Here is a 26,828-nt window from a genome sequence, read left to right as displayed (position 1 = left end):
CAGGCCTCCAGTCGGGGTTAACGGGATGAGGAATCGATCAGTCCGGCGGCCAGCGCCAGTTGCCACAAGCCACGCTCGGTGGCCTGCTCGGCCAGCGTCACGTTGGCGAAGCCACAGGCGTCAAGGGCACGGCTATAGCGTGCGCACAGTTGCGCATTGCCAATGAGGATGATCGAGGGAAGATGCACGCTGTTGCGGCGAAGGCGCTGAGCGGCGGCAAGTGCCGCCAGTTCATGGCCAATCATCAGGCCGGACAAGTAATCCGCTTGCGCCGTCGGGCTGAGTTCGCCGGTCAGGCCCAGGGTACGGGCACTGAACAATGTAGAGAGCACACCGAGTTCACCGTCCGCCGACAGCGCAACCTGCACGCCGCGGTCAAATGCCTGGCCATCGAAAGCGGCGCCTTGCTGTTGGGTGCGGCCGAGAATGCTGTGTTCGCTGAGCACCGCGAACACTTCGCCGGTCATGAAGGTGTCGAAATGGGTGATGCAGCCATCGACCACTTCGACCCATTTGGAGTGACTGCCCGGCAGGCCGATCAACAGATCACCGCCCGCCTCGACAGGTAGATTCTGCAGAACGCCCAGCACTTGGGTCTCTTCGCCGCGCATCACGTTCGGCAGACGGGAACGCTGAATCACGCCCGGCACGATATGCACTCGCGTACCGCGAAGACTGATAACTGTTTGTAGGGAGTTTCCGAGATTGGCGACGTTCGCCGGCGTGTCGCAGTAGGCGGCTTCGCGCCAGCCCTGCGCGCTGCCGACCATGCCGCAAGCGATCACCGGCAGATCCGGTTGCGCTTCGAGCCAGTCGCCACAGGCCTCATCAAAGGCCAGTTCAAAACCGTCGGCACATTCGCGACCGTTGATGACTCGCGGGGTCTTCGGCAGTTGCATGATCCCGGACGACAGCGAGCGCTGCTCCAGCACCACACCGCCCGCCGCGAGTTTGTAAGCACGTAATGAGGTCGTCCCCCAATCGAGCGCGATCAATTGCGCCAGCATCGCTTCACCTGTTTTGTTTTTGGCAGTGAGTGCGACGGACTATAGACCTCTCAGCAGGAAAATCTCAATATGTAATTTCACATCCCATATTTTGGGACGTATTCAATCCACGGCGTCCATCGCTTTACGGGTTGCAGTTTTTTGTCGAGGATGACGCGCAGTACTTCATGTTCGCTGGCTCCGACTTCATGCGTCCGCCCTTCCTGATCGGTTACACCGGGCTCCAGGCGCCCATCCCCTCTGATGATGGTGTACGCCGCCAGCGGCGCGGGAGTTTCATCTACCTCTGAAACAAGTCGTAATTTGGTCTTGTATGGCGCGAATGAAGCGAGCATGCCGGCATAGGGCACGTCGCTACATAAACCGAGACTGTCGATCTGGTCATACATCGGCGACCGTTCATAGCGCCAGCGCAGAATGCACAGGGGCGCAAAGGGCACCCACGTTCGCGGTTGATCAGAGGGTTTGAGCGTCAGGCGTGAAGGCGCCACCCGCGGGTTTTCCACGGCGGCGATAAACCGCGAGGTGGGCAAATACATGACCTTTGAGTAATACGCCACGAATGCAAACGCAGTAATCACCACTTTGCATGGAATGTATTCCTGCGGTTTGAGGAGCTGCACCAACTCAACGGGCCTGATCTCGTTATGACCATCATTGATGACATGGTTCTCGACCCGGATGCTTGCAAACATTTCATAACGACGATCACCTTCGATCAATCGCATTTCACTGACAGTTCCGGCAGCTTCAAGCGCGATTTGATGTTCGACGGAAAAGTCCAGATCGCCATCCAGCGAGCACTGGATCGAGGTGCCGATCTGACCTTGTCGCCCATGCACCTTATACAAGTCGATCAGATTTCTGTCGGATGTAAAACGCAGATCGTAATAGGAAGAACTCAGGTGATCGATCGAGACAAACTCAAGCCTGGCGGGAGGGACATCCAGATGCATGCAAGCCGCACACGATAAAAAACCACCGAGCAAAAGCCATTTAAAAATTCGCAAACTCAACATTTAGCCCTCTGTCCTCACCTGCCGAGTGCCCTTGTAAAGTCCTCTGAAGGGATGCGCATAAACTCCGAAAAGTAGGTTTTATATTTCGTTGTATTGACTCTAAACGTACATACGACAAATGGGTGCGCGCTCAAGGCACTGCGCAACCTATCGCCCTCAAGAATAAGTTCCTTGCCCTGCACGTCTCCGGTCTCTCGAAAAATAACCCGGGCGATATATTTTCCTTTCGAAGAGTTCTCACTCACCTCAACGATACCGCTACCATATCGTTTCTGGTAATGACCAATAGAAAAATCCAGATCATCATCCAGGGTACAAACCAGCTCCTCGCCGATTTTAGACTGGAATAATCCTAACAGATCCGTATCACTTGAGAACCAAACGAAAAACGAACTCGCGCTCGGCGTAATTGAAACGCCTTGAAAGTCAAGCACTGCTATTTGCCTGCCATGATTCGAGGAACATGAACTGCATAGCAATATGGCGATTGCCAAAAAAATTCTATTCACAGTTTATTTTTCCCTGAGATAACCGAGTATCGAGTCCGCCAACAATTGACGGGCCGACTTCCCACCCTCCAGTTTTTGATCAAACATAATATCCGCATCTGCGTGATTGACATCGACTCGACCACTGACATTGGGACCTGAAGTTATCTCCCACTGTTCACCAAAGTCTGCAACAGTATCCGATATGTCCCGATTCTGGATTTTCGCCGCGCGGATATTTATCCAGAACTCCGCCTTTGGCTCAGGTTTTCGCCTGTAAATGGTTGAAATACCATAGACGATCTTTCCCTGGCCCACGGGGTCTATCGTGATCAACATTCTGACTTTGTAGCCCTTATCCGTCAAAACACTGGAAAGGTGTGCACCGTTCCAACCGCCCAAACTATGCCCGATGATATAAACAGGTGTCGTTTTATCAGGAGCTTCAACCAATACATTTTTCGCCAGATCGTCATCCGTCAAGAACTTATTATAGGCCAATGCTTTCATATCGCATTTCGACAAATAGCAAAGCGCATCAGCATCAGCCACTACTTTAGTTTGAACATGGGTCACGTTCCAGTTCGGCCCGCTCATGTAGTAACTTTCCTGATCTCCAGCCCCACCGACAAATAAAATAAACACCTTCTTCATGCTGATGGCAATGATTTTGGCGCACTTATCTTCGGGCTTGGTTAATTCAACGTTTCCTACGTCTCTTTTAGACAAAGGTTCCAGGCCCGCCGTATTTTCTCCTGCCATGTCCGTCACTCAACAAATAATTTAATAGTTTCAGGTAAATGCGAACTAACGGTATGGGTATATCCCGAAGCATCCGTAATGCCATGTTCCTCACTGCCATTGCCACGCTGAATCGTGTAGGGGTGGTAGGGCACGGGTTCTCCAGTCGCGTCATTCACCACTTGCAACCTGTCCGTAAAATGCACCGGCATCGGCAACAGCCCACTAAACGCCGCCCCTCCGCCACTCTGTCCAATAATCACCGTCCCCGAACCACCGACCACGACATTGCCGTGTCCTCCGGTGCTGTCGAGCGTTGCGGCGTTCAGGCCATTGATGAAAACGGTGCCGGAGACAGCGCCGGTGATCGGGCTGCCGCAGGCCGATTTATCAGTCATGCGCGCAGCGGCGAGGCCGTCGAAGAAGACGTTCGGCGAGCCGGAAACAATCGGGTTAGTGCCGTGGCCTGGCAATGGGCATGCGGTCGGGTCGGTGACGCGGGCGGCGGGTTTTCCACTCAATTCAAAGCTCCTTGCTTCAGAGGTTCCGGGTGTGGCTGGTAGATGTCGACTTCGGTCGCGGCGAAGCGCCAGCGGTTGTCGACGGGGTCGAACAGTGCGTGGCTGTGCTCGCGGCTGTCGGGGGATATAGCGGTTTGCAGGTGCTGCCAGGCTTCGTCGACATGCCAGGTGAGTTCAGCGGGCGTGGCGTCGTCGAGTTCGTTGAGCCAAGCGTTGTAGTTTCGCAGGCGATTCAGCTCGTAGGTACTTTGCAGCAACTCAGCCATTTGCGTGCCGAGGTCCAAATGATGTTCGGCCGTCCACTGACCGATCTCGGAGTAGACGTACCACCCCATCGGCATCAATGCGCCATCCTTGAGCAGCGAATGCCCCGCCTGAGCGACGAAACCGCAACTGATGTGCAGCGTTAGCCAGCCTTGGTGCGCGTCGATGAACGTCTTCGGTTCGAAGTTGCGCAACGGGATTACGCGATAGTCGTGAAGGCCTGCGCAGCGAGTCATGAGTTCGGCATCCAGGCGCGAGACAAATGCGCGGATGGCTTTGCCGCCCAGGCGATTGACCATGCAGAGAATGTCTACCGGTTGGCGCTGGGGGTTGTCGGAAAAGCCCGAGTTTTTCACCAGGCCATACAAACGTATTGACGCACGTAGTCCGCTCATCGCCCGCCACTCATTGACGCAGCGAAGGCTCCACGGGCGTGGAGAGTTTTTGCCAGAGGCATTGCAGGTGTCGTCCGTGAGCGCGCAAAAATGCGCGCGTAGAATGCCGGACTAGAGCCTTGGCGACAATCGAATAAACACTAAATAGCCATCATCGCTCACTGGCCTTCGGCGAACTCGCGCAACACTTTGCCGTCCATGCGATAGCGCACCCATTCTTCCTGCGGTTGCGCACCGAGGGATTTGTAGAATTCGATGGCTGGGGTGTTCCAGTCGAGTACGCTCCACTCGAAGCGTCCGCAGTCATTGGCGCAGGCGATTTTCGCCAGTTGCCGCAGCAGGGTTTTGCCCGCGCCGCCGCCGCGTTGTTCGGGGGTGATGTAGAGGTCTTCAAGGTACAGGCAGTTGCTGCCGAGCCAGGTCGAATAGCTGAAGAAGAACACCGCGAAACCGATTGGCAGGCCGTCGCGCAGACAGATCAGACCATGGGCGGTCGCGCCTTCGCCGAACAGGCTGCGCTCAATGTCGGCAACGCTGGCGATGACTTCGTGGCGAGCCTTTTCGAAATCCGCGAGTTCAGTGATGAAGGCGAGGATTTGTGGTGCATCGCTGGGAGTCGCCGGGCGGATCTCGATCGTCATGGACGGGCCTTGTCGGGGGAGGAAAACGCCATAGTAAAACGCGTTGAAGCGCTCTTCATATGGCAACAACGCATTATCCTGCTCGATGTGGCAAAACACCGCCGTTCCTGTGGAGGCGAGCCTGCTCGCGAATGCATTATTTCAGCCGCCTTCAATGTGACTGACCGTATGCTTTCGCGAGCAGGCTCGTTCCCACAGGCTCTGCATTCGCTTAAAAGGATGTTTATGAATAACTACGCCTTCGCACCACTGCCAGCGCTCGCGGCAGAACTGCTGCCCCATGCTCTGGAGCCTTCGGATGACGGTGCACACGACCTCGCACACCTGCAACGTGTCTGGCACAACGTGCGCACTTTGCAAGCCGAAGAAGGTGGCGATCTGGAAGTGCTGCTCGCCGCCGTGCTGCTTCACGATTGCGTAGCCGTCGAAAAGAACTCGCCATTGCGCTCGCAAGCTTCACGTCTGGCAGCGGGAAAAGCGTCGGCGGTGCTGGCGGAGTTGAACTGGGCCGACGCTAAAATCGACGCTGCCGCCCACGCCATCCAAGCCCACAGTTTTTCCGCCAACATCACCCCGCTCACCCTCGAAGCGAAACTCGTCCAGGACGCCGATCGTCTCGACTCGCTGGGCATGCTCGGCGTCGCTCGCACGTTCTATGTTGCCGGACGCATGGGGTCGGCGCTGTATGACCCGCAAGATCCGGAAGCGAGGGAGCGCGACTACAACGACACACGTTTTTGCCTTGACCACTTCCAGACCAAACTGCTGCACCTCGCCGACGGTTTCCAGACCGTCGCCGGCCAGCGCCTGGCGCAGATTCGCCATCAGCGTCTGAAGGGTTTCATGGAACAGTTCAAAGAAGAGATCGGCATCGTCTGAAGCAATACTCCGGCCTGCCGCGATCCTGACTTCGCCAACCTCGCACCTAATCCCTGACCTTGGCGTGGTAAACAGAGGCTGTTCACTTTCTAGGGTCAAGGAACCGCGTCATGTCGCAAGCAACACCTCAAGTGTCGAGCAAGCTGTTCGGCCTGTTCTGCCTCGCCAGTTATCTGCTGTCGCTGTCCTACGGCTCGACGTTTTTGCTGGCGCTGTTGATCGGTTCTCGCGGTGGCAATGAACACGATGCGGGCAGCGTGATTTCTGCGGCGATGCTCAGTACGTTTGTCGCGGTGCTGGTGTCCGGGCATTTGTCGGATCTGCTGGGGGCGGCGCGTTCGATTGCCTTGTTTGGTCTGCTGCTTGTTGCGGCGAGCCTGGGCTTTGCGATGACGCCGGGGTTTGGTCATCTCTTGCTGTTTTTCGGCTTGCTGCTCGGCCTGGGCTGGGGTGTGTTTTACACGTTGGGGCCGATTATTGTGGCGAGTCTGGTGACCCCGGCGCAGCGAGCGAAGTACTTTGCCTTGCTGTCCGGCAGCATGATGACCGGGATTGGCAGCGGCCCATTGCTCGGGCGTGCGGCCAGTGCGCTGGAGTTACCGGTGACCTCGGCGTTTTATCTGGCAGCGCTGGCGAGCCTGATCGGCGTGTTGATGTTCTGGCGTCTCGGCTCACGACTGAAAAGCACCCAAGCCACAACAGCCGCAAGCATCACTTGGTCAACGTCGGCGCAGGTGCTCGGTTCCCGCGCAGTCTTCGCGATCATCATGGTCGGTCTCGGTGGCTGCGTATTCGGCGGTTTGTCGAGTTTCCAGACCAGTTACGCCGCCGCCCATTCGCTGGATTATTCGCTGTTCTTTCTCGGCTTCATGAGCGCGGCAATCAGCAGTCGCCTGTTGATCGCAGGGTTTGTGGTCAAGCGTGATCCGTTGCGGGCGTCATGTCTGTTGTCGGGTTTGATGCTCGGCTCGATTGTGCTGTTCGCCTTCGGCGTGCACAGCGCTTTCAGTTATCTGCTGGCGGCGGTCATGCTCGGTGTCGGATACGGCCTGACCTATTCGGTGATCAACGGATTGGCGGCCAACGAAGCGCCCGTCGGTACCACTTCGCAGGCCTTGTTGCTGTTCAGCCTGGCGTACTTCATCGGCGTGTTCGGCTTTCCGCTGCTGGCCGGAAAAATCATCGTCGAACACGGAATGGCGGCACTGCTGTACACCGTATTGGCTGTGGCGCTGATCAACTGGCTGATCACCATCGGCCGCTTGCTCTGGCGACGACTCAACGTCAGAACCGCGCCAGCGATCTAGACCGTTCGTCGCTCATCAGGCACCAATCGACGACGAGGGCAGACCAACAAAGGGTATGGATTCCAATCACTGGAGAAGCCCTATGATCCCGTCAAGGTTGACCGCTTTCGTATTCAGCGCCCTGCTCTGCCCCGCGGTGTTCGCCGCCACCGCTGCGGGCACCGGCCCTACCGATCCGACCCCACCCCGAGCCCCCGTCATCAACAGTGCCCCCGGCATGAACACCGATGGCTCTGGCGTGCCATTGATCAACCAGCCACCTGCCACCGGTACTGACCCGCGCACGCAAGGCAGTGATCCCGGTCGCCAGGGTGGCATGAACACCCCCGATGCCCCCGCCACGCCAGACAACGCGGGCCCGGGCGTCGGTTCGAAAACCACCACCGGTGGCTCCGGTTCCGAAGGATCCGGCCAGTAGTTCGCCGACGCGAGCGACCCTATTCACACCCATGAAGAGGTAACCATGAACGTCGATAAAAACCTGGAAAAAGAAGTCCTCACCCGCCTGCTGCACGCCCACCCGAGTGGACTGGGCAAGGAGGTGCTGGACAACTACCGGGGCGAAAAAGTCGTCGCCAGCGCCCTCGCCTCATTGCAGGACCGCGGTTTGATTCACCATGGCCATATCACCTGCAACGAGGCCGGTGAACACTCGCTGAATTTGCCGATCAAGCTCAGTGCTGCCGGGGTTGAAGCAGCGCGCAAACTGGATCTGCAGTAGTCCTGCGGCCGCTCGCTGCCGATGCGGTGAGCGGCCGCTTGAAATCTATGGTGGGGCTGATGGCCTCATCGCTGGCAAGCCAGCTCCCACAGTTTTTCTGGTGGACGCAACATTTGTGCACACATCCGATCTCTGTGGGAGCTGGCTTGCCAGCGATAACGGTAGATCAGCCGCCGCTGGATTCACGGATCAGCGCATCCACTTCAGCAGTCCCCGGCGCTGTCGCCGGCCCCCAGCGTGTCACGGCCAATGCCGCCGCCGCGTTCGCTCGCTGCGCCGCCTCATATGCAGTCAAACCCTGCGCCAAGCCCGCAACAAACACCCCGGCATGCGCATCACCGGCACCATTGCTGTCCACCGCTTTGACGGCAAACCCCGGCACATGCCGACGCTCGTCACGTTGATGAATCCAGCAACCCTGCGGCCCATCGCGCACCACCATCAATACGTCTCGCGGCAGATGCTCAGCCAGACAATCCAGCGCAACACCGATGTCTTCAGCACCGGTAAAACGCAACGCCTCGACACTGTTGCTGGTCCACACATCAATGCGCGGCAACAGCGCCTGCATCAGCGGTGAATCCGGCGATTCCACCAACGGACCCGGATCGAACACCACGTGGATCGTGGCGGGCAATGCCAACGTCCAGTCAAGCAGAGCCTGCGCCTTGCCCTCGTGCAGCAGGCTGTAACCGCTGAGATAAACATAGTCCCCGGCCTCAAAAGCCACGCTGTTCAAATCATCGATGGTCACCTCGCCCTCGGCACCGATGTAGGAAATGAAACTGCGCTCGGCCGACGCATCGGTCAGTGCCACACACAAACCCGTGTCGCGCTGCGCAGGCTGGCTGATACCGATGTGAATCCCCTCGGCCTGCATCGCCTGCCGCGCCAGATCGCCGAAACGCCCGGTGCCATGACGACCGAGGTAAACCACCGGCAGGCCATTGCGCACCGCTGCCGCCATCACGTTGAAACCGCCGCCAGCCTCGAAACCGGCGGACTGCGCCAGTACGTCGCCGCCAATCTGCGGCAGTTTATCCACGGCCATGACCAGGTCGATGATGACCTGGCCGGTGTGCAACATCTTAGGCATGAGCATTCTCGACGGGTGCGGCACGGCGATCTTTTGCCCCGCCGAGGAGGAAATAGATGCCACCGGCCACCACGAACGTCACGATCCAGCCGAGGCCGTTGTGGCCCAGCCACGAGTCGGACAGGAAACCTTTGAACCAGACATTCTCAGCGGTGGTGCCGATGGTGGTGAAGCTGAAACCGAGCACGATGGCAATCGCCCACGCCCCGAATGCGCGCCACTCGATACCGCCGTGATACCAATAGGCACTGCTTGGGCTGACGTCGAGCAGGTCTTGCGGGCTGTAGTAATGACGATGAATCAAGTCGATCACGAAGATCCCGACCCACGCGGTGATCGGCACCGCCAGCAGGGAAATGAAGGTAATGAACGGGCCGTAGAAACTGTCGGCGATCAGCATGAAGTAGATCGAACCGGCGAAGATCGCAACGATGTCGACCACCACGGCGTAGACGCGCTTGACCTTGAGGCCGAGCGTCAATGTGGTCAAACCGGCGGAGTACACCGACAGGTTGTTCGACAGCAGCAAGCCACCGAACGCCGTGATCAGGTACGGCACGGCCATCCAGGTCGGCAGCATGTCGCGGATCGCCACGATCGGGTCAGTCGCCGAGGCAAGATCGTTGTTACCCACCGACAGCAGGCCGCCGAGGGTGATCAGCAGCACCAGTGGAATACCCGCACCGAACGCTGCGGAAGCGACCAGACGCGCGGCTTTGACGCTGCGATGCTGATAGCGCGACATGTCAGCGCCCGCGTTGGCCCAACCGATACCGGTGCCCGCCGCCATGGTACCGATGCCGATGATCATTGCGCTGACCGGCGCCGGTGTGGCGTTGAACACCGCGCTCCAGTCGATGGTGGCACAGAGGAAGCCGCCGACCAGAATGTTCAGCGCGCCGAACACGTACGTCGCCCACTTCTGGATCACCAGCAAAGTCGCATGGCCGAGGCCGGAGACCGCCAAGGTCAGCAGCACGAAAATCGCAATGAAGAGCAGCGTCAGCGCGGGTGCGCTTTTCGCCTCAACCGGTGAGCCGAACAGGATCGAGCACAGCGACAGCAGCACGAATGCAGCGGTGGTGGTGTTGACGGTTTCCCAGCCCAGACGCGACATCAGCGAGACCAGTGTCGGGCCGATATTGCCGCGTACGCCGAAAATCGCCCGCGACAAGGTCAGGCTTGGCGCGCGGCCACGGCGGCCGGCAATCGAGATGATCCCGACCACCGCGAACGAACCGGCGGCACCGATGATCGCGACGATGATTGCCTGCCAGATCGCCAGACCGCGAAACGCGACCAGTGTGGCACCCAGCGGCAGGCCGAGAATGGAAATGTTGGCGGCGAACCAGACCCAGAACAGTTGCAGCGGATGACCGTTGCACTCGGCTTCCGGCACCGGCTCGATGCCACGGGTTTCCAGCTGCCCGGCGTTCGATGAACTCATGAAAATGCTCCTGTTTGCCTTTTTTGTGGTTGTGGCAATGATGCGAAACAACAAGACATCGCGGCCATCCTCGGCCTGTCTTTGCGATCCATTGCGGGTGAATATTCGATTATGCGGTGCGCCTATCGCTGGCAAGCCAGCTCCCACAGGTACAGAGTGAACCTTAAGGTGTGCACTTGCTCTGTGGGAGCTGGCTTGCCAGCGATGGCGTCAGTTCAATCAGCGCAAGGCCAATAGCCCCTGCACCAACGGCTCAAGCTGCAGATGATTGACGGCTTTCACCGTATTGATCATCTCGGTCGGCCAACACTCAAGACCCAGGCAGGCCCCAAGCATGGCGCCGAGAATCGCGGCGATGGTATCGGTGTCGCCACCCAGGCTCGCCGCCATGCACAACGCATCGAACGCGCTCATTTCACCGATGGCCACCTGCTGCGCCAGGGCGAACGAGACCACCACCGATTCCTGCGACGCCACGGAAGTGCCGATCACGTCGTAGAGCAGATCGGCGAGCAATGCCTTGTCGCTGTCGACGCTGATGCTGCGCGCCCAACTGATGCGCGAAGCGATGCGCCCACCGGCCACCCAGTGACCGTGTTCTTGCGCTTGTTGCGCGATTTGTTGGCCGAGGTTGAGCGCCTCGCCCAGGTCCATGCCATTGATCCCGGCCGAGACCACCGCCGCCACCGCCGCCGCGCTGGAAATCCCCAGAGTGGTGTTGTGCGTGACCTGGCAGGCCTGCACCACTGCGGCGATAAACCGCTGAGCATCAGCAACATCTGCTGCGATCCCGACGGGGGTAATGCGCATGGCCGCGCCGTTGGTGGTGCCGTAGCGCCCGGCCTCTTGCGGCGAGTGACCGGCGAGGATCATTTCGATGGCGCGCTTGGTCGAAGGGCCCAGCAGGTCCTGCGAGCCTTTGGCCTGCATCTGCGCTTCCCACTCGATCAGCCGTTGCGCAAGGATGGCGGGGTCGATATGGCCCTTGCCTTCGACCAGCAACTCGCCAACCAGAATCGCCTGTTCCGTGTCGTCGGTAATCGAGCCTTTGGGCATGTTCGCAGCGATGGGTTGCAACGGACCGGCGTCTTGCAGATCGGTAATCTGGCCGAAACGTGTCTTGATGGTTTCGCGGTTCAGCGATTGAGTTGGCATGCCCAGCGCATCACCGAGGGCCAAGCCATAAAACGCACCGAGGGCACGGTTAAGCGGGGTCACTTCGATTCTCCAAATTGCAGGTGCAGACGGAAATGCACCGGGTCGAGCAGGCTTTCAACCTGCTCCATGAAACGGTTCTGCCGGTCGTAGGTGGTGCGCAGGGCTTTGAGAAATACCGTGCCTGGCGGCCGGCCGAGCAATTCGGCGTCTTCGGCATTCAAGGGTTCGGCGCCGAGCCACTGATCGCCGCGCTCGCCGATGTAGCCGTAGGCGGCCAGGGTGATGGTCAGGGAATTGTCGATCAGGCCGACACGCGGCAGGCTTTCCAGGCCGCCGTTGGCCGGCATCAGCGAGCGTTCGAGGGACACCAATGTGCCGTCGTTGGAGCGGCGACGGCGCTCGAGCAGAATGAATTGATCGGAGCCGAACACAGCGGAGAGATCGGTCCGGGTCACGGCTTCGAGGCGCAATACTTCGGTGTTGATCAGCGCACCAGTGTCTGCCAATGCCTGAGCCCAGCCGCTGCGTTGGTCGAGGACCACACCGTCAAAGGTGACGATGGAACCGACCCCGCTTTGCGTGGCGATGTATTTACGCCGCTTCAGTTCGGCCAGCGCTTCGCGCAACGTGCCACGGCTGACGTTGAATTCTTGAGCCAACTGATGCTCGCCGGGCAACAGAAAGCCGTCCTCCATGAGGCCGCTTTCGATGCGCCGGACGAGCTCGTCGACCACCCGTTGTTTCTTGTCGAATCGTACCTGTCTAATCATGTACAAATTGATAACCGAAACGGGCGTGGGTGGGCAAGGGATTTTTAGTTGAGCAGACGGAAGGCGGGAAGATCACAAGCACCCTCACCCTGGCCCTCTCCCGGAGGGAGAGGGGACTGAATGGGGGATGCTCTGGAGATTTGCCGACCTGGAAGTGCTTTGTCGAATCCATAGTCGACTGTATTTATCAGGTCGATGCAGGATGCCAGACACCTCGGTCGGCCCCCTCTCCCTCCGGGAGAGGGCTGGGGTGAGGGTTAGCTTTGACTTAGCGTTGCTTGAGGCGGTCAATAACCACAGCCAACAGCAAAATCGAACCGCGAATCACGTACTGATAAAACGTATCGATGTTCTTCAGGTTCATCGCATTCTCAATGATTGCCAGAATCAACACCCCGGCAATCACATGCCGAATCATGCCGATCCCGCCACTCAGCGACACCCCGCCCAGCACACACGCGGAAATCACTGTCAGCTCGAAACCCTGACCAATCATCGGCTGCCCGGAGGTCATGCGCGACGCCAGAATCACACCGGCCAGCGCACCGATCACACCGTGCACGGCGAAGATGATGATCTTGGTGCGATCTACATTGACCCCCGCCAGCAACGCCGCTTCCTGGTTGCCACCGATGGCCATGGTGTTGCGCCCGTAGGTGGTGTAATTCAGCAGCCAGCCGAAAAACAGGAAGCAGACGATGGTGATCAGGATCGGCACCGGCACGCCGAACAACTGGCCATTGCCGAACACGAAGAACGACTCCTGCGACACGCCCACTGCTTTGCCGTTGGCAAAAATGTAGGCCAGGCCACGCACGATCTGCATGGTCGCAAGCGTCGTGATCAAAGCATTGACGCGCAACTTGGCGATCACGATCCCGTTGATCAGCCCGACGATCAAGCCCATCACCAGCGCCGCACCGACGCCAAGGAATACGCTGTCGGTGTCGCGCATCACCACCGCCGCCACCACCCCGGCGCAGGCAATCACCGAGCCCACCGACAAGTCGAAATGCCCTGACGCCAGGCAATACAACATGGTGCAGGCAGCAATGCCGGTGGTGGAAATCGCCAGGCCCAACCCGCGCATGTTCAGCGGCGAAAGGAAGTTGTCGATCAGCAGCGTACAGGCGACAAAAATGCCCACCGCCGCCAACAGCATGACCCAGTCATCGAGGAAGCGGCGCATGTCCAAAGGTTTGCGCTCTTTCGGCAGGGTTTCGTTTTGGGTTGTCATCATAGTCACCTCTCAGTTCGCCACGCCGTCAGCGCGGTGGCGCGGCAAAGCCAGTTGCAGCAGGTTGGATTCATTGGCCTGGTCGCGGCTGACTTCGCCGCGCAGGGCGCCTTCGCACAGCACCAGGATGCGGTCGGAAATACCCATCACTTCCATCAGGTCGCTCGACACCACAATCACCGAAATACCGTCAGCAGCGAGGTTATGGATGATCTGGTAGATCTCGGCTTTGGCGCCGATGTCGATGCCACGGGTCGGTTCGTCGAGCAGCAGGACTTTCATCGGCATCGACAGCCAGCGACCGAGAATGGCCTTCTGCTGATTGCCGCCGGAAAGGAATTTGATCTGCTGGCCGGCGTGGGGCGTTTTGACTTTCAGTGCCTTGATCTGTTTGTCGGCGTTGCCCTTCTCCCACAGGCCGCGAATCAGGCAGCCAAGACCCGAATTCGCGCCACGCGCACTGATGTTGATGTTCTCGGCGACGCTGGCCAGCGGAATAATCCCTTCTTTCTTGCGATCCTCGGGGCACAGCAGAATCCCGGCGGCAATGGCATCGCGCGGTGAGCGTAGATTCAGTTCATGGCCGCGCAGTTCGAGGCGTCCGGCGGTTTTGCGCTCCAGGCCACTGAGCAAGCGAAACAACTCGGTGCGCCCTGCCCCGACCAATCCGAACAAACCGAGAATCTCGCCTTTGTGCGCCTCGAAACTGATCGGCTCACGCAGGCCCGGGCCGAGCAGGCCGTTGACTTTCAGCGCCACTGCGCCGCGTGGGCGGTTGCGGTAATCGTAGATGTCCTGAATGTCGCGGCCGACCATGCAGGTCACCAGTTGATCGTGGGTCAACTGACTCATGTCCTCGAAGGTGCGCACGTAGCGGCCGTCCTTGAACACCGTCACCGCGTCGCAGATACGGAACACTTCTTCCATGCGATGGGACACGTAAAGCACGACTTTACCCTCATCCCGCAGGCGCCCGATGATCGCCATCAAACGGTCGATCTCGCGCGCCGAAAGGCTGCTGGTTGGCTCGTCGAAGGCGATCACATGGGCGCCACGCGACAGGGCCTTGGCGATTTCCACCAGTTGCCGTTGGCCCAGCGACAAACGCCCGACTTTGGTCTGCGGATCGATTTCATCGGCCAGGCCTTTGAGGCAATCCAGCGCTTGCTGACGCAGCGTGCTGCGATTGATCAAACCGAAACTGGCCGGCAAATGGCCGAGGAACAGGTTTTCGGCGACGGTCATTTCCGGCACCAGATGCAGTTCCTGATGGATCACCGCCACGCCGCTGCCGATGCTGTCGGCTGTCGACTTGAAGGCCATCGTCTGCTCGCCAATCTGCAACTCGCCGCTGCTCGGAATGTAAGCGCCGCCGAGGATTTTCAGCAGGGTCGACTTGCCGGCGCCGTTCTCGCCCATCAAGGCGTGGACCTGGCCGGGATGGGCGACGAAGCTGATGCCGTCCAGCGCCTTCACGCCGGGAAAGGTTTTGCCGATCCCGTTGAAGCGCAGACTGCCGCTGGCGCTGTTTTCTTGTCTTTGTACTTGCGCGTGCATTTAAGCCACCTCTTCACACCGTTCAAACGGCCCGGTTGCCCGGGCCGTCGCTACGTCAGTTCCACAAGCCGATTTTTTCCAGCTCTTGCTTGAAGTTCTCGCGGGTGATCAGGGTGACGTCGTCCATGGCGGTGTATTTCGGCGGCTCTTTGCCGGTGGTAACCCACTCGTACATCATCTCGGCAGTTTTGTAGCCTTCGATGTGCGGGCTCGGCAGCATCGAACCGAAGAAGCCGCTGTTAGGCTTTTTCAGTTCGCCGATGGCGTCGGTGCCGTTGATGCCGATGCCGATCACATTGGCCGCGGCAAACCCGGCGGCTTCTGTGGCGCGCACGCCCCCAAGCACGGTGTTGTCGTTCATGCCGCCAATGATCAGGTTCTTCGCCGCGCTCGGCAGTTTCACCAACGCCGAGTTGGTGGCGTCCATGCTGCCTGGCACATCGAGAGTTTTCAGTGCGGCGAAGAGGATGTGATCCTTCGGCATGCCGGCGTCTTCGAGGGCCTTGACCGAGCCGTCCGTGCGTTTCTTGCCGGTGTCGAGTTCGTTGTAGGTGTTGACGACCGCGTAGGTGTCTTTCCAGTCCCAGTTGCGTTTTTTCGCTTCGGCAGCCATGGCGGCGCCCTGCTTCTGACCCACTTCATACGCGGCCATCCCCAGGTAAGGCACGTCCTCCATGAACTTGCCGTTGGCGTCGACAAAACGGTCGTCGACGGCAATCACCTTGAGGTCATTGAGTTTGGCTTTGGCCATGATCGCCGGGCCGAGCGACACGTCCGGCGGGCAGATCACAAAGCCTTTGGCACCATTGGCCGCGAGGCTGTCGATGGCCGACAGGGTTTTTTCGCCATCCGGGACGGCGATCTTGATCAGTTCAAACCCCCTGTCCTTGGCGGCTTTCTCGGCGAAGGCCCACTCGGTCTGGAACCACGGTTCCTCGGCCTGCTTGACGAGGAAACCGATCTTCACGGCATCGGCGGCGAGCAGCGAACTGCTCAGGCTGAACGCGGTGACCGCGAGCGCGGCACTGCACAGGGTACGAATCCCGAAACGACGTTTCATAAGCTGACTCCTTGTTATTTTTTTTGAGCAATGTTTGAAAAGCGGTAAAGCACGTTCCTGCAAAGTCTGTTGAAAATAGTCATATCGTATGATGATTGGATTTCAGGCGGATTTCTTCGCGTGGAATCCGATCGATCAGTCGTGGTACATCACCGAGCGGCCACCATCGATGGTGATGCACGAAGCATTGATGAATGGCGCTTCATCGCTGGCCAGGAACACCGCCGTCATCGCCACTTCAATCGGCTGACCAATGCGTTTGGGCGGGTGCAGGTCGAGGGCGCGTTGACGCTCGGCATGCGGGTCGGCGAAACCGTTCCAGTAATCGACGTTCAGCTGCGTTTCGATGTAGCCGGGGGCGATGGCGTTGACGCGGATGCCTTTCGCTGCGTACTCGATGCCGAGTGCGCGCGTCAGTCCCAGCAACCCGTGCTTGGCCACCGGGTACGGGAAACAGCCGGGAATAATGTGCGAAGAATGGGTCGAGGCAATGTTGATGATGCTGCCGATGCCCTGCTCGATCATTTGCGGCAGGACTGCTTTGCAGCCGTACCACGCGCCGTCGAGGTCGATGGCGAAGCAGCGACGCCAGTCTTCTTCGGTCATTTCCAGCGGATCGCGGAACACATTGACCCCGGCACAGTTGACCAGCACGTCGATGCGCCCGTGCAGTTCAACGGCGCGTTTGGCCATGGCGTGCAGATCGGTCTGGCGCGACACATCAGCCTTGATCGCCTGGACGTCAAAGCCTTGCTCGCGCCAATGGACGGCAACCTTCTCGACTTTTTCGGCCTGAATATCACTGATCAGCAGTTTGGCTTGCTGCGAAGCGAAGGCTGCGACGATGGCTTCACCGATACCCTGAGCGGCACCGGTGAGCAGCACGACTTTGTTTTTCAGACGCTCGCCCTTCGGCGGTGCGGGCACCGGCGGCAGGGAAAGAGGTTCACCCATGGCTCAAGGACTCCTGTTCGCAAGCGCAAAAAAACCGGGCATCTGACGATGTCCGGTCTGGAGAGCGTTTAGAACTGAACAGGCAGGCGCCACTGACGGCATTGGGCCGTTGCGTGGCGCGGACTCCGCGTGGGAGTGCGATGGAAATTCGCTGCATCACTTCACCTGTTTTGTTCTTTTTAAGTGTGAGTGCGTGTTACTGCTGGAGCCGACTATAAACCCGACCGCCAAATAATCTCAATATATAATTTTGCATCCCATATTTTGGGATTTAACCAGCGAAACGCGTACACAGCTTTCCTGCAACATCAACACGCATCGTCAGCACTGCGCCGTCCAGAGGATGGTTGTGCGGGCTCTTGGCGCTGGTGATGTACAGGGTTTTCAGGTCTTCGCCGCCGAACACGCAACTGGTCGGGCGACTGATCGGCAGATCGATTTTGCGATCAACCTTGCCATCAGGCGTCAGCCGCAAAAGACAACTGCCGTCCCAACGGGCGTTCCACACATAGCCTTCGACATCCATCGCCGAACCGTCAGGGCCGCCCTGTTCATCCGGGCCATACCAGAGATTGGCGACGTCGAGGTTGCCGTCGGTGTGGATGAAGTAGCTGTACAACGTGGCGTCCATACTGTCGCCGAACAACAGCCTGGTGCCGTCGTCGCTCCACAGCAGCGTGTTGGGAATCCCCAGGTTGCGTAGCAATGGCGTGACGCGTTTGTCGGGATCGATACGGAACAGGGCACCGGAACGCCGGACGATCGGCAGATCTTCGCCCTGCTCGCCGATGTTGTTTTGCATGGTGCTGAGCCACAGTCGGCCTTGTGCGTCACAGCGGGCTTCGTTGGGACGATTGCCAGGTTGCGGGTCGGCGACACAGAACAGCGTCAGGCGCGGTTCCAGGCCGGGGGAGTCGAGATCGAGACGATAGACGCCGCTGCTCAGCGTAACCAGCGCATCGCCGCTGGCGCAGGGGATGAACGCGGAAACGTGCTCGGGCATTTGCCAGATCTGCACGTTCTGGCCAATCAGGCGCAGGGCTTGTTGGCCGGCGATATCGACCCAGTACAGCGCCTGGGTCGGCGCGTCCCAGAACGGGCCTTCACCGAGTTGGGCGCGGTGCTGGGTCAGTGCGGTCCAGGTCATTTCAACTCCTTGGGTCTTGTAGTTTTTTCAGTGTGGGAGCGATATTGGATATTTAACCGGCCTTTTTGTCGGCCATGACTTTTGGGTAAAACCGTTTGATCGCCAGGTCTGCGTTGTCGATCAGGGTCATGCAGGCCCACACACCGCGCGCAGAATCGCGAGCGGCGATGGCGTCGGCCATGTCTTTGTGGATTGGCAAGGTGCGGCGCAGTTCATCCGGATCGGCCGCCGAGACTTCAAACGAAACGGCCAGCAACGCACCGAGCGCCGGGACCATCTGTTCAATGAACTGATTATGGCTGGCGGCAAGAATGCACTCGTGGAAGGCCTGATCGGCACGGTTGTAATCGCCGCCGCTGTCTACCGCGCGCTCGAGGGCGTTGTAGGCCAGTTGCACGGCGTCGATCTGCTCCAGCGTCGCGCGCTCGCAGGCCCAGCGCACAGCCATGGGTTCAATGGTGCGGCGCAGGTCGAGCAAATCATCGACGAAGTTTTCCGGCAGACCATTGCGTGACAGCCAACCGACGACCTGGGGATCGAACAGGTTCCAGCGGCGCACGGGCAACACGCGGGTGCCGACCTTCGGCCCGACTTCAAGCATGCCTTTGGCAACGAGGGTTTTGATCGCTTCGCGAATGACGGTGCGGCTGACGCCGAGCTGTTCGCCCAGATCAGCTTCGACCTTGATGGTCTGCCCCGGTTTGATCTGGCCAGCGGCGATCCAACTGCCCAGCGAGTCAACCGTTGATGCATGAAAGCTGCTGGACATGAACACCTCAAAGCGGATCGCGATGGGTGATCAAGCTAATGATCATACGATTGGGTGTCAAATCAGATTTTTGTGATCACACAAAACAAATGTGGGAGCGAACCTGCTGGCGATAGCGGAGTGTCAGTCAATATTTTCGTCGACTGATACACAGCTATCGCGAACAGGCTCGCTCCCACAGGGATTTGAAATTACGGTTCGAGGCCGATACGGAAGAACTCGCCGCCACTCCACACACCGAGCCAGCTCTGCCCATCGATTTTTTGACTGACCGCCAGTTCGACCAATTGGTAAAACACATTGCGATGAATCAACGCCTCAAGGTTGGCGCGCACGTGTACGTAAGGCGCAGGCTCTTGAGTGACCGCATCGATCTCAACTCGAATCGGATGCTCCGGCCCAGCCTCAGCGGTTTCGTCGACATTGGTGGTAAAGCGCAGCACCTGCGCCTCACCCTCGCCTTCAACCTCGACGGCAATCGCCACAAACGGCGCGTCGTCGACCTTGATGCCGACCTTCTCGACCGGCGTAATCAAAAAATAATCATCGCCGTCGCGGCGGATGATCGTAGAGAAAAGCTTGACCATAGGCTTGCGCCCGATCGGCGTGCCCAGGTAATACCAGGTGCCGTCCCGGGCGATGCGCATGTCGATGTCGCCGCAGAAGTCCGGGTTCCACAAGTGCACCGGTGGCAGGCCTTTGGTTTTGGGGATTTGTCCCAACAGGTCATTGGCTTTTTGCGGGCCACTCATGGCGTACTCCTTGAAATTACTGGTTGCCGATCCCCAACAGGCTGCGCGCGTATTGCGCCAGCGGTGGGCCGATCAGGTCTTCGGGTTTGCTGTCGTGGAACGTCAGTAAACCGCCACGACTCTTGATCCGTGCAGTATCAATCAAATACTGGGTGCTGGTCTCGATCAACATGATCTGAATCACGCCGCCGTCGATACCGAGGCGATCCACAGCCTCCTCATCCAGCCACTCATCAGAGTTGCCGATGCGGTCATCAGCCTTGGCGAAACGGGTGTAGAGCAAGTAATGCGCACCCGCGTCACGGGCTTCACCCATTGCCTGATCGAGGCCTTCCGGCGCGCGGGCGCGGCGAACCATCGGAAAGTATTCGATAAAGCCTTTGAACGCTTCCTCAGCGACCACGTTCGGCCGCGGATACGAACCACCCGGCGGCGCAAACGCACCCTGGGCGATGTAGATAAACGAATCCGGCTGAATACGGAAGTTGTTCACGCGGCGGCTGTCGCTGTGGTCCAGCAGCCCCGCGTCGCTCATCTGATAGCGAGTGCCTTCGGCCATATCGCTGACAGTCATACAGCCGCCAAGCGCCAAAATGGCCAGCAGCAAAACCAGGCTACGCATCCTTATCCTCCAGAAGCCGGTGACGGAAAACCGGCGAATGGGCGTTGAATGCAGCTTTTGCGCCAGCTCGGGAACTTCGTCGAACTACAGGACGCTTTCGCGAGCCGGCTCGCTCCCACAAGTGGAACGCATTCCAGATGTGGGAGCGAGCCTGATCGCGAATGGGAATATCAGCCGCCGATGATTTTCATGATGGTTGCGCCGCCGGAAAATGCCACTTCCTGCTTGTCGCCCAAAGCCTTCACCAGCAAGCGTTGTAGCGCAGGCAGTGCCTCGTGACGCGGTTTGTCGAGCAGATCGCCGACGTAGTGGCGGTTGCTCGACGACAGGCAACCATGCAGCCAACCGGTCGATGACAGGCGCAGGCGTGAGCAGGTTCGGCAGAAAGGCACGCTTTCATTGGCAATCACCCCAAAATGGCCCACCCCGGCAATCGCGTAACGCACAGCCGTAGCGTCGACAGGGGCATCGGCTTGCGCGTACTCGTAACGCTCACCGATCAGCTCCAGCAATTGTTGAAGACTGACAAACTGTTGCAGGAAGGCATTGGAGTCTTTGGCCAGGTGGCCCATGCGCATCAACTCGATAAAACGCAGCTCATACCCGCGCTCCAGGCAGTAGTCGAGCAACGGCATGACCTGATCGAGATTCTGGCCGCGCAACGGCACCATGTTGACCTTGATCTTCATCCCCGCCGCTGCGGCCTTATCCATGCCGTCGAGCACGGTGGCCAGGTCGCCGCCGCGGGCAATGCTGCGGAACGCGTCGGCGTCGAGGGTATCGAGAGAAACATTGATCCGGCGCAGACCGGCATCCACTAGCAGCGGAAGTTTCTTGGCGAGGAGTTGACCGTTGGTGGTCAGGCTGATGTCTTCCAGCCCCATCTTGCCGACGGCGGTCATGAACGATTCAAGTTTGGGGCTGACCAGCGGCTCGCCACCGGTAATGCGCAAACGCTCAATGCCAGCGGCTTCAATCAGATACGCCACGCCGCGCGCCATGGCGTCGGCCGACAGCTCATCCTGCGCAGCTACCAACCGCTTGCCATTGGGCACGCAGTAGGTACAAGCGTAATTGCAGGCTGAAGTCAGGCTGATCCGCAAATTGCGAAAGCGCCTGCCTTGACGGTCAACGATCATGATCACTCCGGCGAAAGGAAATCGAGCAGCTAAAACTTGACTCACAAATCAAGTTTTAGCAAGCCCTATGCCTGAGTATATTCCTGCGGTACTGCGCCATGTAACGAAATCATTGCGCAATAAAGCAGCTGAATGGCTCAGCTGCTCGGCGTTTCGGGGTCGCGCTTGCGCTTGTTGCCCATGCGCACGCCGATGTCCATCAGGAACTGGAAGAAACCTTCCTGATCTTCCAGCACATTGCTCCAGAACGGCGAGTGATACAGCGCGACAGCGCCGTGCACCAATGCCCAGGACGCGCAGTAGTGGAAGTACGGCGGCACGTCTTCGAGCTTGCCTTCGCTGATGCGCCCCTTGATCAGCAGGGTCAGGCGTTCGAAGTTCGAGGCACGGATCTTGTGCAGCTCCTCGACCATTTCCGGCACCTGGTTGCCCTTGACCACCTTCTCTTCGAGACGATCGAACAGACGATAGCGCTGCGGATCACGCATACGGAATTCGAAGTAGGCACGGGACAGTGCTTCCTTGTCCTTGTCGACATCGGCCGAATGCAGCAGCTCGTTCAAATCGCGCTCGTAATCGAGCATCAGGCGCAGATAGATCTCGGCCTTGGACTTGAAATGTTTATAGATCGTGCCTTTGCCGATACCTACGGCATCAGCAATCATCTCGACGGTGACACTGTCTTCACCTTGGTCGAGGAACAGCTTGAGCGCGGTATCGAGAATTTCTTGCTCGCGGCGACGAAACTCACGGACCTTACGAGGTTCTTTGTGCATAAGAAAAAGGTCTGAAGGGTCAAAATTCGAAGCCGCGTATTATGCCTAACTTGCGCAAAAATGCACGGATCATCCGACCACATCTGTGTTTCTTGTTCATTTTGAGAACGTTTTGGGCGCAATGAGAACTCAACTGAAGCGAACGTATTCCAAATTTGTTTAAAAACCACGACCAGCTAACTGGACTGCACGCCAGACTGATCAATACTTCAACTGTCGGACGGCATCTCCCCCAAGTGCCGTGTCGATAAAGGTACCAACGGACCGCGTGCCTTTGTTTTACTCCTAATGGTCTTAACCCGGATTCACCCCCCAGAACCCGGGTTTTTTTTGCCTGCGATTCAGACTTTCACATGAGCCAGCGGGAACAGCCGCTTGAAGTTTTCGGTCGTCTGCTCGGCAAAACGCTCGTAATTCTCACCACGCAGCATCGCCAGGAACTCTGCCACTTCACGCACGTATTGCGGCAGGTTCGGCTTGCCGCGATAAGGGATCGGCGCCAGGTACGGCGAATCGGTTTCAACCAGCAGACGATCCGCCGGGACTTTGCTCGCGACATCACGCAGCGCATCGGCATTGCGGAAGGTCACGATGCCTGACAGGGAAATGTAATAACCCATGTCCAGCGCAGCCTTGGCCATGTCCCAGTCTTCAGTGAAGCAATGCAGCACCCCGGCCTGTGGCAGCGCGGCTTCACGCAGCAGTTCGAGGGTATCGGCGCGGGCGCCGCGGGTGTGGATGATCACAGGTTTGCCGGTGTGCTGCGCCGCTTGCAGGTGCAGGCGGAACGACGCCTGTTGCAGCTCGGCGGCTTCCGGCTCGTAGTGGTAATCCAGACCGGTTTCACCGATCGCCACCACTTTCGGGTGATTGAGTTCGTGCAGCAACCAGTCCAGCGCGGGGGCGGCTCCCGGTTGCACATCGAGAGGATGCACGCCGACCGAGCAATCGACATCGTCGTAACGCTCGGCGAGGGCTTTGACGTCAGCGGCGTTGTCGGCGCTTACGCCGATGCACAGAAAATGCCCTACCCCGCGCTCGCGGGCCGCATCGAGTGCGGCATCCAGCGAGCCGTCATGGGCGGTGAGGTCGAGGCGATCAAGGTGACAATGGGAATCTACGAGCATAAAAATACGGCTACTTACATCGTATGAGTGGGACGGTCGGACTTGAGGGCTCCGGCCAGATGGGTTTCGATGCGACTGCGCGCGGTGTTGTCGCCGTCGTTGAACTGCACGCCGACACCGGCTGCGCGATTGCCTTGTGCGCCTTTGGGCGTAATCCAGGTGACTTTGCCGGCAACCGGGATCTTTTCCGGTTCATCCATCAAGTTCAATAGCATGAACACCTCGTCGCCCAGCTTGTAACTCTTGTTGGTCGGGATGAACAGGCCACCGTTTTTGATGAACGGCATGTAAGCGGCGTAAAGCACCGACTTGTCTTTGATGGTCAGGGACAAAATGCCGTTGCGCGGCCCCGGGCTGACGGGTTCATTCATGTTGACCTCCACTGCTGATGTTCAGAGTCTAGGCGCACACCATCGTTTTTGCGGGGATCACCGCTGGCCTGGCAGTCCCGCCCATTGCACCAACAGCGCTTCCAGCAACAGCGCCGGATTGAGATTGGCCTTGCTCAACACTTTCTGCCGCTGCGCGAGAATCCAGTCCTGAATATCGAGCACTTTGCCTTGGGCGCTTTTCTGCGCCAGGTACTGCACCACTTTGCGCATGTCGCTCAGACCGAGGCCGGCTTCATCCTCAGTCAGTTGATAACGCAGGATCAGGCTCGACCAGTCACAGAACCAGTCAAACAGGCGCAGCATCGGGATGTTTTTCCATTCTTCGGCCAATTGCGTTGGCGATTGCTGCTGCTTGAGCAACTTCTTCACCCCTTCGACCACTTGCGCGCGCTGTTCGCGTACGCCCTGGGAGTGAAGAGTGACCGCCATCAACGGCGAACCGGCGGCCAGCGTCAGCAGTTCGACACGCTCCGCTTCGGAACACTCCGGCAGGGCCTGAGCCAGCCATTGCAGGCTCATCGCTTCACCCGGCAGCGGGCAGGCCTGCTGCACACAACGACTCTTGACCGTCGGCAACAAACGGCTCGGCTGGTGGCTGACCAGCAACAACACCGTATTGCCAGAAGGCTCTTCAAGGCTCTTGAGCAAGGCGTTGGCGGCGTTGATATTCATCGATTCCGTGGGTTCGATCAGCACCACCTTACGCCCGCCCAGTTGCGCGGTCTGCACCACGAAACTGACCAGATCGCGCACCTGATCGACCTTGATCGCCTTGTCGGCTTCTTCCGGCTCGATAATGTAATTGTCCGGATGGCTGCCGGCCTTGAGCAGCAGGCAGGATTTGCATTCACCGCAAGCCTCCGGCGTCGGGTGCTTGCATAACAAACTGGCCATCAACCGCTCGGCCAGTGCGCGTTTGCCGATCCCGGCCGGCCCATGCAGCAGATAAGCGTGAGCATGCTGGCTACGTCCGGCCAGTTGCTGCCAGAGGCTGTCCTGCCATGGATAGGCCTCAGCCACGGCTCAGCTCCAGCAAGTTCGGAATCAGGGTATCCAGCGATTGTTGAACCTTGACCAACGGCTGACCGGCATCGATGCGCACATAGCGCGCAGGATCGGCTTCAGCACGCTTGAGGAATGCACTGCGCACCGCCTCGAAAAATGCCCGGCCTTCCAGCTCGAAACGATCGAGGCGACCGCGAGCGCTGGCACGAGCCAGGCCGATTTCTACCGGCAGGTCGAAAATCAGCGTCAGGTCCGGGCGCAGATCACCCTGCACGAAAGCCTCCAGCGTCGCGATACGCTCCAGCGACAAACCGCGACCGCCTCCCTGATAAGCATACGTCGAATCGGTGAAGCGATCACACAGCACCACCGCACCGCGCGCCAGTGCCGGGCGAATCACCTCGGCCAGATGCTGAGCACGCGCAGCGAACACCAGCAGCAGTTCGGTATCCGGGTTCATGACTTCGTCGGCCGGGGCCAGCAGCACATCGCGAATCCGCTCTGCCAGTGGCGTACCGCCGGGCTCGCGGGTCAGCACGACCTCGACACCGGCGGCGCGCAAACGCTCGGCGAGGTATTCGCGATTGGTGCTCTTGCCGGCGCCTTCCGGGCCTTCCAGGGTGATAAACAAGCCAGTCACAGGCAGTCCTTAATAAAAGTCATTGCGTGTTTTGTGGTGCGTCGGCGTCAGGAGTCGGCGCGGATTCCTCAGTCGGAACCTGCGGCAGCGACTCGGGCGCAGTATTAGGCGATGCCGCAGGAATCGACTCTTCGGCGGCCGGTGCCGCTTCCGGCGTAGTTGCCGGCGCCGGGCTGGAGCGGTAATCGGCACGGCGCTTGAGCTGAAATTCACGCACCGCATTGTTATGCGCATCGAGATCGTCAGAGAACACATGGCTACCGTCGCCACGGGCAACAAAGTAGAGGCTGGTGCCTCCCACCGGGTTCAGCGCCGCGTGAATGGCTTCACGCCCGACCATCGCAATCGGCGTCGGCGGCAAGCCGGGAATCACGTAAGTGTTATACGGCGTCGGCTCCTTGAGGTGAGCGCGGGTCAACTTGCCGGTGTAGCGATCGCCCAAACCATAGATCACTGTCGGATCGGTCTGAAGCTGCATGCCCAGCGCCATCCGGCGCACAAAAACCCCGGCAATCTCGCCGCGCTCCTGCGGTACACCGGTTTCCTTCTCGACCAGGGACGCCATGATCAGCGCTTGATAAGGCTCTTTGTACGGTGCATCGGCAGCGCGTTTTTCCCACTCTTTGGCCAGCACTTCGTCGAGACGCTCAAAAGCCTTTTTCAGCAGCTCGGTATCGGACACGCCGCGCACGAAACGATAGGTATCGGGGAAGAAACGGCCTTCCGGGAACAGGCCCTTGTGGCCAATCTTCGCCATCACGTCGCTGTCGCTCAAACCATTGATGGTCTGTTCGATTTTTTCATCTTTCGCCAGCGCAGCACGTACCTGGTGGAAATTCCAGCCCTCAACCAGCGTCAAGCTGTACTGAACCACGTCGCCACGCTTCCACGAATCGATCAGACCGTTGACGGTCATCCCGGGCTGCATGCGGTATTCGCCAGTGTGGATCGGCGTGCCAGCAAGATTGAAACGCCAATAGACCCGTAGCCAGAAAGCGTCTTTGATGACGCCATCGCTTTCGAGTCCAAGGAAGGTACGGGTCGGTGTAGAGCCCTTCGGCACATCCAGCAGTTCTTCCTGCGTGATGTTCAAGGGCTGTTCCAGCGCGGAGTGAATCTTCCAGGCGCTGGCGCCCAACAGCAGCCCTGCCAGAACCAGTCCGGTTTCCAGCAGCAGCAATAATTTACGTCTCACAA

Annotated in this window: 30 protein-coding genes; 4 read left to right on the top strand and 26 right to left on the bottom strand. The window is 58.8% G+C overall.

What is annotated here, in order from left to right; genetic code table 11:
- Positions 1-17: 17 nt before the first annotated feature.
- The 7 genes from H8B20_RS08370 to H8B20_RS08340 all read right to left on the bottom strand — a co-directional run bounded on the left by H8B20_RS08370 (position 18) and on the right by H8B20_RS08340 (position 5,076).
- Complete coding sequence (locus tag H8B20_RS08370) at positions 18-1,007, bottom strand: 2-dehydro-3-deoxygalactonokinase (protein ID WP_210622824.1); 990 nt, start codon at positions 1,005-1,007, stop codon at positions 18-20.
- 77 nt (positions 1,008-1,084) lie between these two features.
- Positions 1,085-2,026, bottom strand: a complete 942-nt coding sequence (locus H8B20_RS08365; RefSeq protein ID WP_210622823.1) for a hypothetical protein — start codon at positions 2,024-2,026, stop codon at positions 1,085-1,087.
- A gap of 14 nt (positions 2,027-2,040) precedes the next feature.
- Positions 2,041-2,460 (bottom strand): hypothetical protein, encoded by a 420-nt coding sequence (locus H8B20_RS08360; protein WP_261736488.1) that lies wholly within the window; start codon positions 2,458-2,460, stop codon positions 2,041-2,043.
- Positions 2,461-2,538: 78 nt separating this feature from the next.
- Complete coding sequence (locus tag H8B20_RS08355; RefSeq protein ID WP_210622821.1) at positions 2,539-3,276, bottom strand: alpha/beta hydrolase; 738 nt, start codon at positions 3,274-3,276, stop codon at positions 2,539-2,541.
- 5 nt (positions 3,277-3,281) lie between these two features.
- Complete coding sequence (locus H8B20_RS08350) at positions 3,282-3,776, bottom strand: PAAR domain-containing protein (protein WP_150596259.1); 495 nt, start codon at positions 3,774-3,776, stop codon at positions 3,282-3,284.
- Positions 3,773-4,435, bottom strand: coding sequence for a hypothetical protein (locus tag H8B20_RS08345; RefSeq protein ID WP_210622820.1), 663 nt, complete (start codon positions 4,433-4,435; stop codon positions 3,773-3,775). Before H8B20_RS08345 ends, H8B20_RS08350 begins: the two co-directional genes overlap by 4 nt.
- A gap of 158 nt (positions 4,436-4,593) precedes the next feature.
- Complete coding sequence (locus H8B20_RS08340; RefSeq protein ID WP_042562173.1) at positions 4,594-5,076, bottom strand: GNAT family N-acetyltransferase; 483 nt, start codon at positions 5,074-5,076, stop codon at positions 4,594-4,596.
- A gap of 225 nt (positions 5,077-5,301) precedes the next feature.
- On the opposite strand from H8B20_RS08340, the gene H8B20_RS08335 reads away from it, so the two are divergent.
- From H8B20_RS08335 to H8B20_RS08320, 4 genes are all read left to right on the top strand, one after another.
- Positions 5,302-5,955, top strand: a complete 654-nt coding sequence (locus tag H8B20_RS08335; protein ID WP_210622819.1) for an HD domain-containing protein — start codon at positions 5,302-5,304, stop codon at positions 5,953-5,955.
- A 110-nt stretch (positions 5,956-6,065) separates the two neighbouring features.
- Positions 6,066-7,262, top strand: coding sequence for an MFS transporter (locus tag H8B20_RS08330; protein ID WP_210622818.1), 1,197 nt, complete (start codon positions 6,066-6,068; stop codon positions 7,260-7,262).
- A gap of 82 nt (positions 7,263-7,344) precedes the next feature.
- The gene (locus H8B20_RS08325) at positions 7,345-7,680 is read left to right on the top strand and encodes a hypothetical protein (RefSeq protein WP_210622817.1); all 336 of its coding nucleotides are present in this window, start codon (positions 7,345-7,347) and stop codon (positions 7,678-7,680) included.
- A gap of 45 nt (positions 7,681-7,725) precedes the next feature.
- Positions 7,726-7,983, top strand: coding sequence for a hypothetical protein (locus H8B20_RS08320; RefSeq protein WP_210622816.1), 258 nt, complete (start codon positions 7,726-7,728; stop codon positions 7,981-7,983).
- Between the two features lie 166 nt (positions 7,984-8,149).
- Here H8B20_RS08320 and H8B20_RS08315 read toward each other — a convergent pair whose 3' ends face one another.
- The 19 genes from H8B20_RS08315 to mltG form a co-directional block, all read right to left on the bottom strand.
- Positions 8,150-9,079 (bottom strand): PfkB family carbohydrate kinase, encoded by a 930-nt coding sequence (locus tag H8B20_RS08315; protein ID WP_115146234.1) that lies wholly within the window; start codon positions 9,077-9,079, stop codon positions 8,150-8,152.
- Entirely contained in the window at positions 9,072-10,526 is a 1,455-nt protein-coding gene (locus H8B20_RS08310) for a purine-cytosine permease family protein (protein WP_210622815.1), read from the bottom strand. The genes H8B20_RS08315 and H8B20_RS08310 overlap by 8 nt, the downstream gene beginning before the upstream one ends.
- Before the next feature lie 219 nt (positions 10,527-10,745).
- Complete coding sequence (locus tag H8B20_RS08305) at positions 10,746-11,744, bottom strand: ADP-ribosylglycohydrolase family protein (RefSeq protein ID WP_210622814.1); 999 nt, start codon at positions 11,742-11,744, stop codon at positions 10,746-10,748.
- The gene (locus tag H8B20_RS08300) at positions 11,741-12,454 is read right to left on the bottom strand and encodes a GntR family transcriptional regulator (RefSeq protein WP_042560418.1); all 714 of its coding nucleotides are present in this window, start codon (positions 12,452-12,454) and stop codon (positions 11,741-11,743) included. The genes H8B20_RS08305 and H8B20_RS08300 overlap by 4 nt, the downstream gene beginning before the upstream one ends.
- Positions 12,455-12,722: 268 nt before the next feature.
- Positions 12,723-13,691: an L-arabinose ABC transporter permease AraH gene (gene araH / locus H8B20_RS08295; RefSeq protein WP_042562174.1), complete on the bottom strand. Its 969-nt coding sequence runs from the start codon at positions 13,689-13,691 to the stop codon at positions 12,723-12,725.
- A gap of 12 nt (positions 13,692-13,703) precedes the next feature.
- A complete protein-coding gene (araG, locus tag H8B20_RS08290; protein WP_210622813.1) occupies positions 13,704-15,248 on the bottom strand; it encodes an L-arabinose ABC transporter ATP-binding protein AraG in 1,545 nt (514 codons plus the stop codon).
- A gap of 55 nt (positions 15,249-15,303) precedes the next feature.
- Positions 15,304-16,308 carry a substrate-binding domain-containing protein gene (locus H8B20_RS08285; RefSeq protein ID WP_042560420.1) on the bottom strand — a complete coding sequence of 335 codons (1,005 nt, stop codon included), beginning with the start codon at positions 16,306-16,308 and terminating at the stop codon, positions 15,304-15,306.
- 135 nt (positions 16,309-16,443) lie between these two features.
- Positions 16,444-17,262: an SDR family oxidoreductase gene (locus H8B20_RS08280; protein ID WP_210622812.1), complete on the bottom strand. Its 819-nt coding sequence runs from the start codon at positions 17,260-17,262 to the stop codon at positions 16,444-16,446.
- 271 nt (positions 17,263-17,533) lie between these two features.
- A complete protein-coding gene (locus H8B20_RS08275) occupies positions 17,534-18,409 on the bottom strand; it encodes an SMP-30/gluconolactonase/LRE family protein (protein WP_210622811.1) in 876 nt (291 codons plus the stop codon).
- A 52-nt stretch (positions 18,410-18,461) separates the two neighbouring features.
- Complete coding sequence (locus H8B20_RS08270) at positions 18,462-19,178, bottom strand: FadR/GntR family transcriptional regulator (RefSeq protein WP_210622810.1); 717 nt, start codon at positions 19,176-19,178, stop codon at positions 18,462-18,464.
- 191 nt (positions 19,179-19,369) lie between these two features.
- Positions 19,370-19,930 carry a DUF1285 domain-containing protein gene (locus H8B20_RS08265; protein WP_210622809.1) on the bottom strand — a complete coding sequence of 187 codons (561 nt, stop codon included), beginning with the start codon at positions 19,928-19,930 and terminating at the stop codon, positions 19,370-19,372.
- A 16-nt stretch (positions 19,931-19,946) separates the two neighbouring features.
- Complete coding sequence (locus tag H8B20_RS08260; protein ID WP_042560424.1) at positions 19,947-20,552, bottom strand: DUF4823 domain-containing protein; 606 nt, start codon at positions 20,550-20,552, stop codon at positions 19,947-19,949.
- Between the two features lie 170 nt (positions 20,553-20,722).
- The gene (locus H8B20_RS08255) at positions 20,723-21,691 is read right to left on the bottom strand and encodes a GTP 3',8-cyclase MoaA (protein ID WP_047302572.1); all 969 of its coding nucleotides are present in this window, start codon (positions 21,689-21,691) and stop codon (positions 20,723-20,725) included.
- Between the two features lie 137 nt (positions 21,692-21,828).
- Positions 21,829-22,467 (bottom strand): TetR/AcrR family transcriptional regulator, encoded by a 639-nt coding sequence (locus tag H8B20_RS08250; RefSeq protein ID WP_007908276.1) that lies wholly within the window; start codon positions 22,465-22,467, stop codon positions 21,829-21,831.
- Between the two features lie 341 nt (positions 22,468-22,808).
- Positions 22,809-23,594, bottom strand: a complete 786-nt coding sequence (locus tag H8B20_RS08245; protein ID WP_115146231.1) for a TatD family hydrolase — start codon at positions 23,592-23,594, stop codon at positions 22,809-22,811.
- A 14-nt stretch (positions 23,595-23,608) separates the two neighbouring features.
- Positions 23,609-23,965, bottom strand: a complete 357-nt coding sequence (locus H8B20_RS08240) for a PilZ domain-containing protein (protein WP_042560427.1) — start codon at positions 23,963-23,965, stop codon at positions 23,609-23,611.
- Between the two features lie 57 nt (positions 23,966-24,022).
- Entirely contained in the window at positions 24,023-25,006 is a 984-nt protein-coding gene (locus tag H8B20_RS08235; protein ID WP_210622808.1) for a DNA polymerase III subunit delta', read from the bottom strand.
- On the bottom strand, positions 24,999-25,631 hold the full coding sequence (tmk, locus tag H8B20_RS08230) for a dTMP kinase (protein WP_042560429.1): 633 nt from the start codon (positions 25,629-25,631) through the stop codon (positions 24,999-25,001). The genes H8B20_RS08235 and tmk overlap by 8 nt, the downstream gene beginning before the upstream one ends.
- Before the next feature lie 19 nt (positions 25,632-25,650).
- Positions 25,651-26,826 (bottom strand): endolytic transglycosylase MltG, encoded by a 1,176-nt coding sequence (mltG, locus tag H8B20_RS08225; RefSeq protein WP_047302579.1) that lies wholly within the window; start codon positions 26,824-26,826, stop codon positions 25,651-25,653.
- Positions 26,827-26,828 lie beyond the last annotated feature (2 nt).

Source organism: Pseudomonas sp. P42 (assembly GCF_017973755.1).
GTDB classification, from domain to species: domain Bacteria; phylum Pseudomonadota; class Gammaproteobacteria; order Pseudomonadales; family Pseudomonadaceae; genus Aquipseudomonas; species Aquipseudomonas iridis.
This window is presented reverse-complemented; position numbering and strand designations above follow the sequence as displayed.

Bases quoted from the DNA above. Each gene is read 5' to 3' on its own strand.
- H8B20_RS08370 (WP_210622824.1), bottom strand. From the start codon at position 1,007: ATGCTGGCGCAATTGATCGCGCTCGATTGGGGGACGACCTCATTACGT.
- H8B20_RS08365 (WP_210622823.1), bottom strand. From the start codon at position 2,026: ATGTTGAGTTTGCGAATTTTTAAATGGCTTTTGCTCGGTGGTTTTTTA.
- H8B20_RS08355 (WP_210622821.1), bottom strand. From the start codon at position 3,276: ATGGCAGGAGAAAATACGGCGGGCCTGGAACCTTTGTCTAAAAGAGAC.
- H8B20_RS08345 (WP_210622820.1), bottom strand. From the start codon at position 4,435: ATGAGCGGACTACGTGCGTCAATACGTTTGTATGGCCTGGTGAAAAAC.
- H8B20_RS08340 (WP_042562173.1), bottom strand. From the start codon at position 5,076: ATGACGATCGAGATCCGCCCGGCGACTCCCAGCGATGCACCACAAATC.
- H8B20_RS08335 (WP_210622819.1), top strand. From the start codon at position 5,302: ATGAATAACTACGCCTTCGCACCACTGCCAGCGCTCGCGGCAGAACTG.
- H8B20_RS08330 (WP_210622818.1), top strand. From the start codon at position 6,066: ATGTCGCAAGCAACACCTCAAGTGTCGAGCAAGCTGTTCGGCCTGTTC.
- H8B20_RS08325 (WP_210622817.1), top strand. From the start codon at position 7,345: ATGATCCCGTCAAGGTTGACCGCTTTCGTATTCAGCGCCCTGCTCTGC.
- H8B20_RS08320 (WP_210622816.1), top strand. From the start codon at position 7,726: ATGAACGTCGATAAAAACCTGGAAAAAGAAGTCCTCACCCGCCTGCTG.
- H8B20_RS08315 (WP_115146234.1), bottom strand. From the start codon at position 9,079: ATGCCTAAGATGTTGCACACCGGCCAGGTCATCATCGACCTGGTCATG.
- H8B20_RS08310 (WP_210622815.1), bottom strand. From the start codon at position 10,526: ATGAGTTCATCGAACGCCGGGCAGCTGGAAACCCGTGGCATCGAGCCG.
- H8B20_RS08300 (WP_042560418.1), bottom strand. From the start codon at position 12,454: ATGATTAGACAGGTACGATTCGACAAGAAACAACGGGTGGTCGACGAG.
- araH (WP_042562174.1), bottom strand. From the start codon at position 13,691: ATGACAACCCAAAACGAAACCCTGCCGAAAGAGCGCAAACCTTTGGAC.
- araG (WP_210622813.1), bottom strand. From the start codon at position 15,248: ATGCACGCGCAAGTACAAAGACAAGAAAACAGCGCCAGCGGCAGTCTG.
- H8B20_RS08285 (WP_042560420.1), bottom strand. From the start codon at position 16,308: ATGAAACGTCGTTTCGGGATTCGTACCCTGTGCAGTGCCGCGCTCGCG.
- H8B20_RS08280 (WP_210622812.1), bottom strand. From the start codon at position 17,262: ATGGGTGAACCTCTTTCCCTGCCGCCGGTGCCCGCACCGCCGAAGGGC.
- H8B20_RS08275 (WP_210622811.1), bottom strand. From the start codon at position 18,409: ATGACCTGGACCGCACTGACCCAGCACCGCGCCCAACTCGGTGAAGGC.
- H8B20_RS08270 (WP_210622810.1), bottom strand. From the start codon at position 19,178: ATGTCCAGCAGCTTTCATGCATCAACGGTTGACTCGCTGGGCAGTTGG.
- H8B20_RS08265 (WP_210622809.1), bottom strand. From the start codon at position 19,930: ATGAGTGGCCCGCAAAAAGCCAATGACCTGTTGGGACAAATCCCCAAA.
- H8B20_RS08260 (WP_042560424.1), bottom strand. From the start codon at position 20,552: ATGCGTAGCCTGGTTTTGCTGCTGGCCATTTTGGCGCTTGGCGGCTGT.
- H8B20_RS08255 (WP_047302572.1), bottom strand. From the start codon at position 21,691: ATGATCGTTGACCGTCAAGGCAGGCGCTTTCGCAATTTGCGGATCAGC.
- H8B20_RS08250 (WP_007908276.1), bottom strand. From the start codon at position 22,467: ATGCACAAAGAACCTCGTAAGGTCCGTGAGTTTCGTCGCCGCGAGCAA.
- H8B20_RS08245 (WP_115146231.1), bottom strand. From the start codon at position 23,594: ATGCTCGTAGATTCCCATTGTCACCTTGATCGCCTCGACCTCACCGCC.
- H8B20_RS08240 (WP_042560427.1), bottom strand. From the start codon at position 23,965: ATGAATGAACCCGTCAGCCCGGGGCCGCGCAACGGCATTTTGTCCCTG.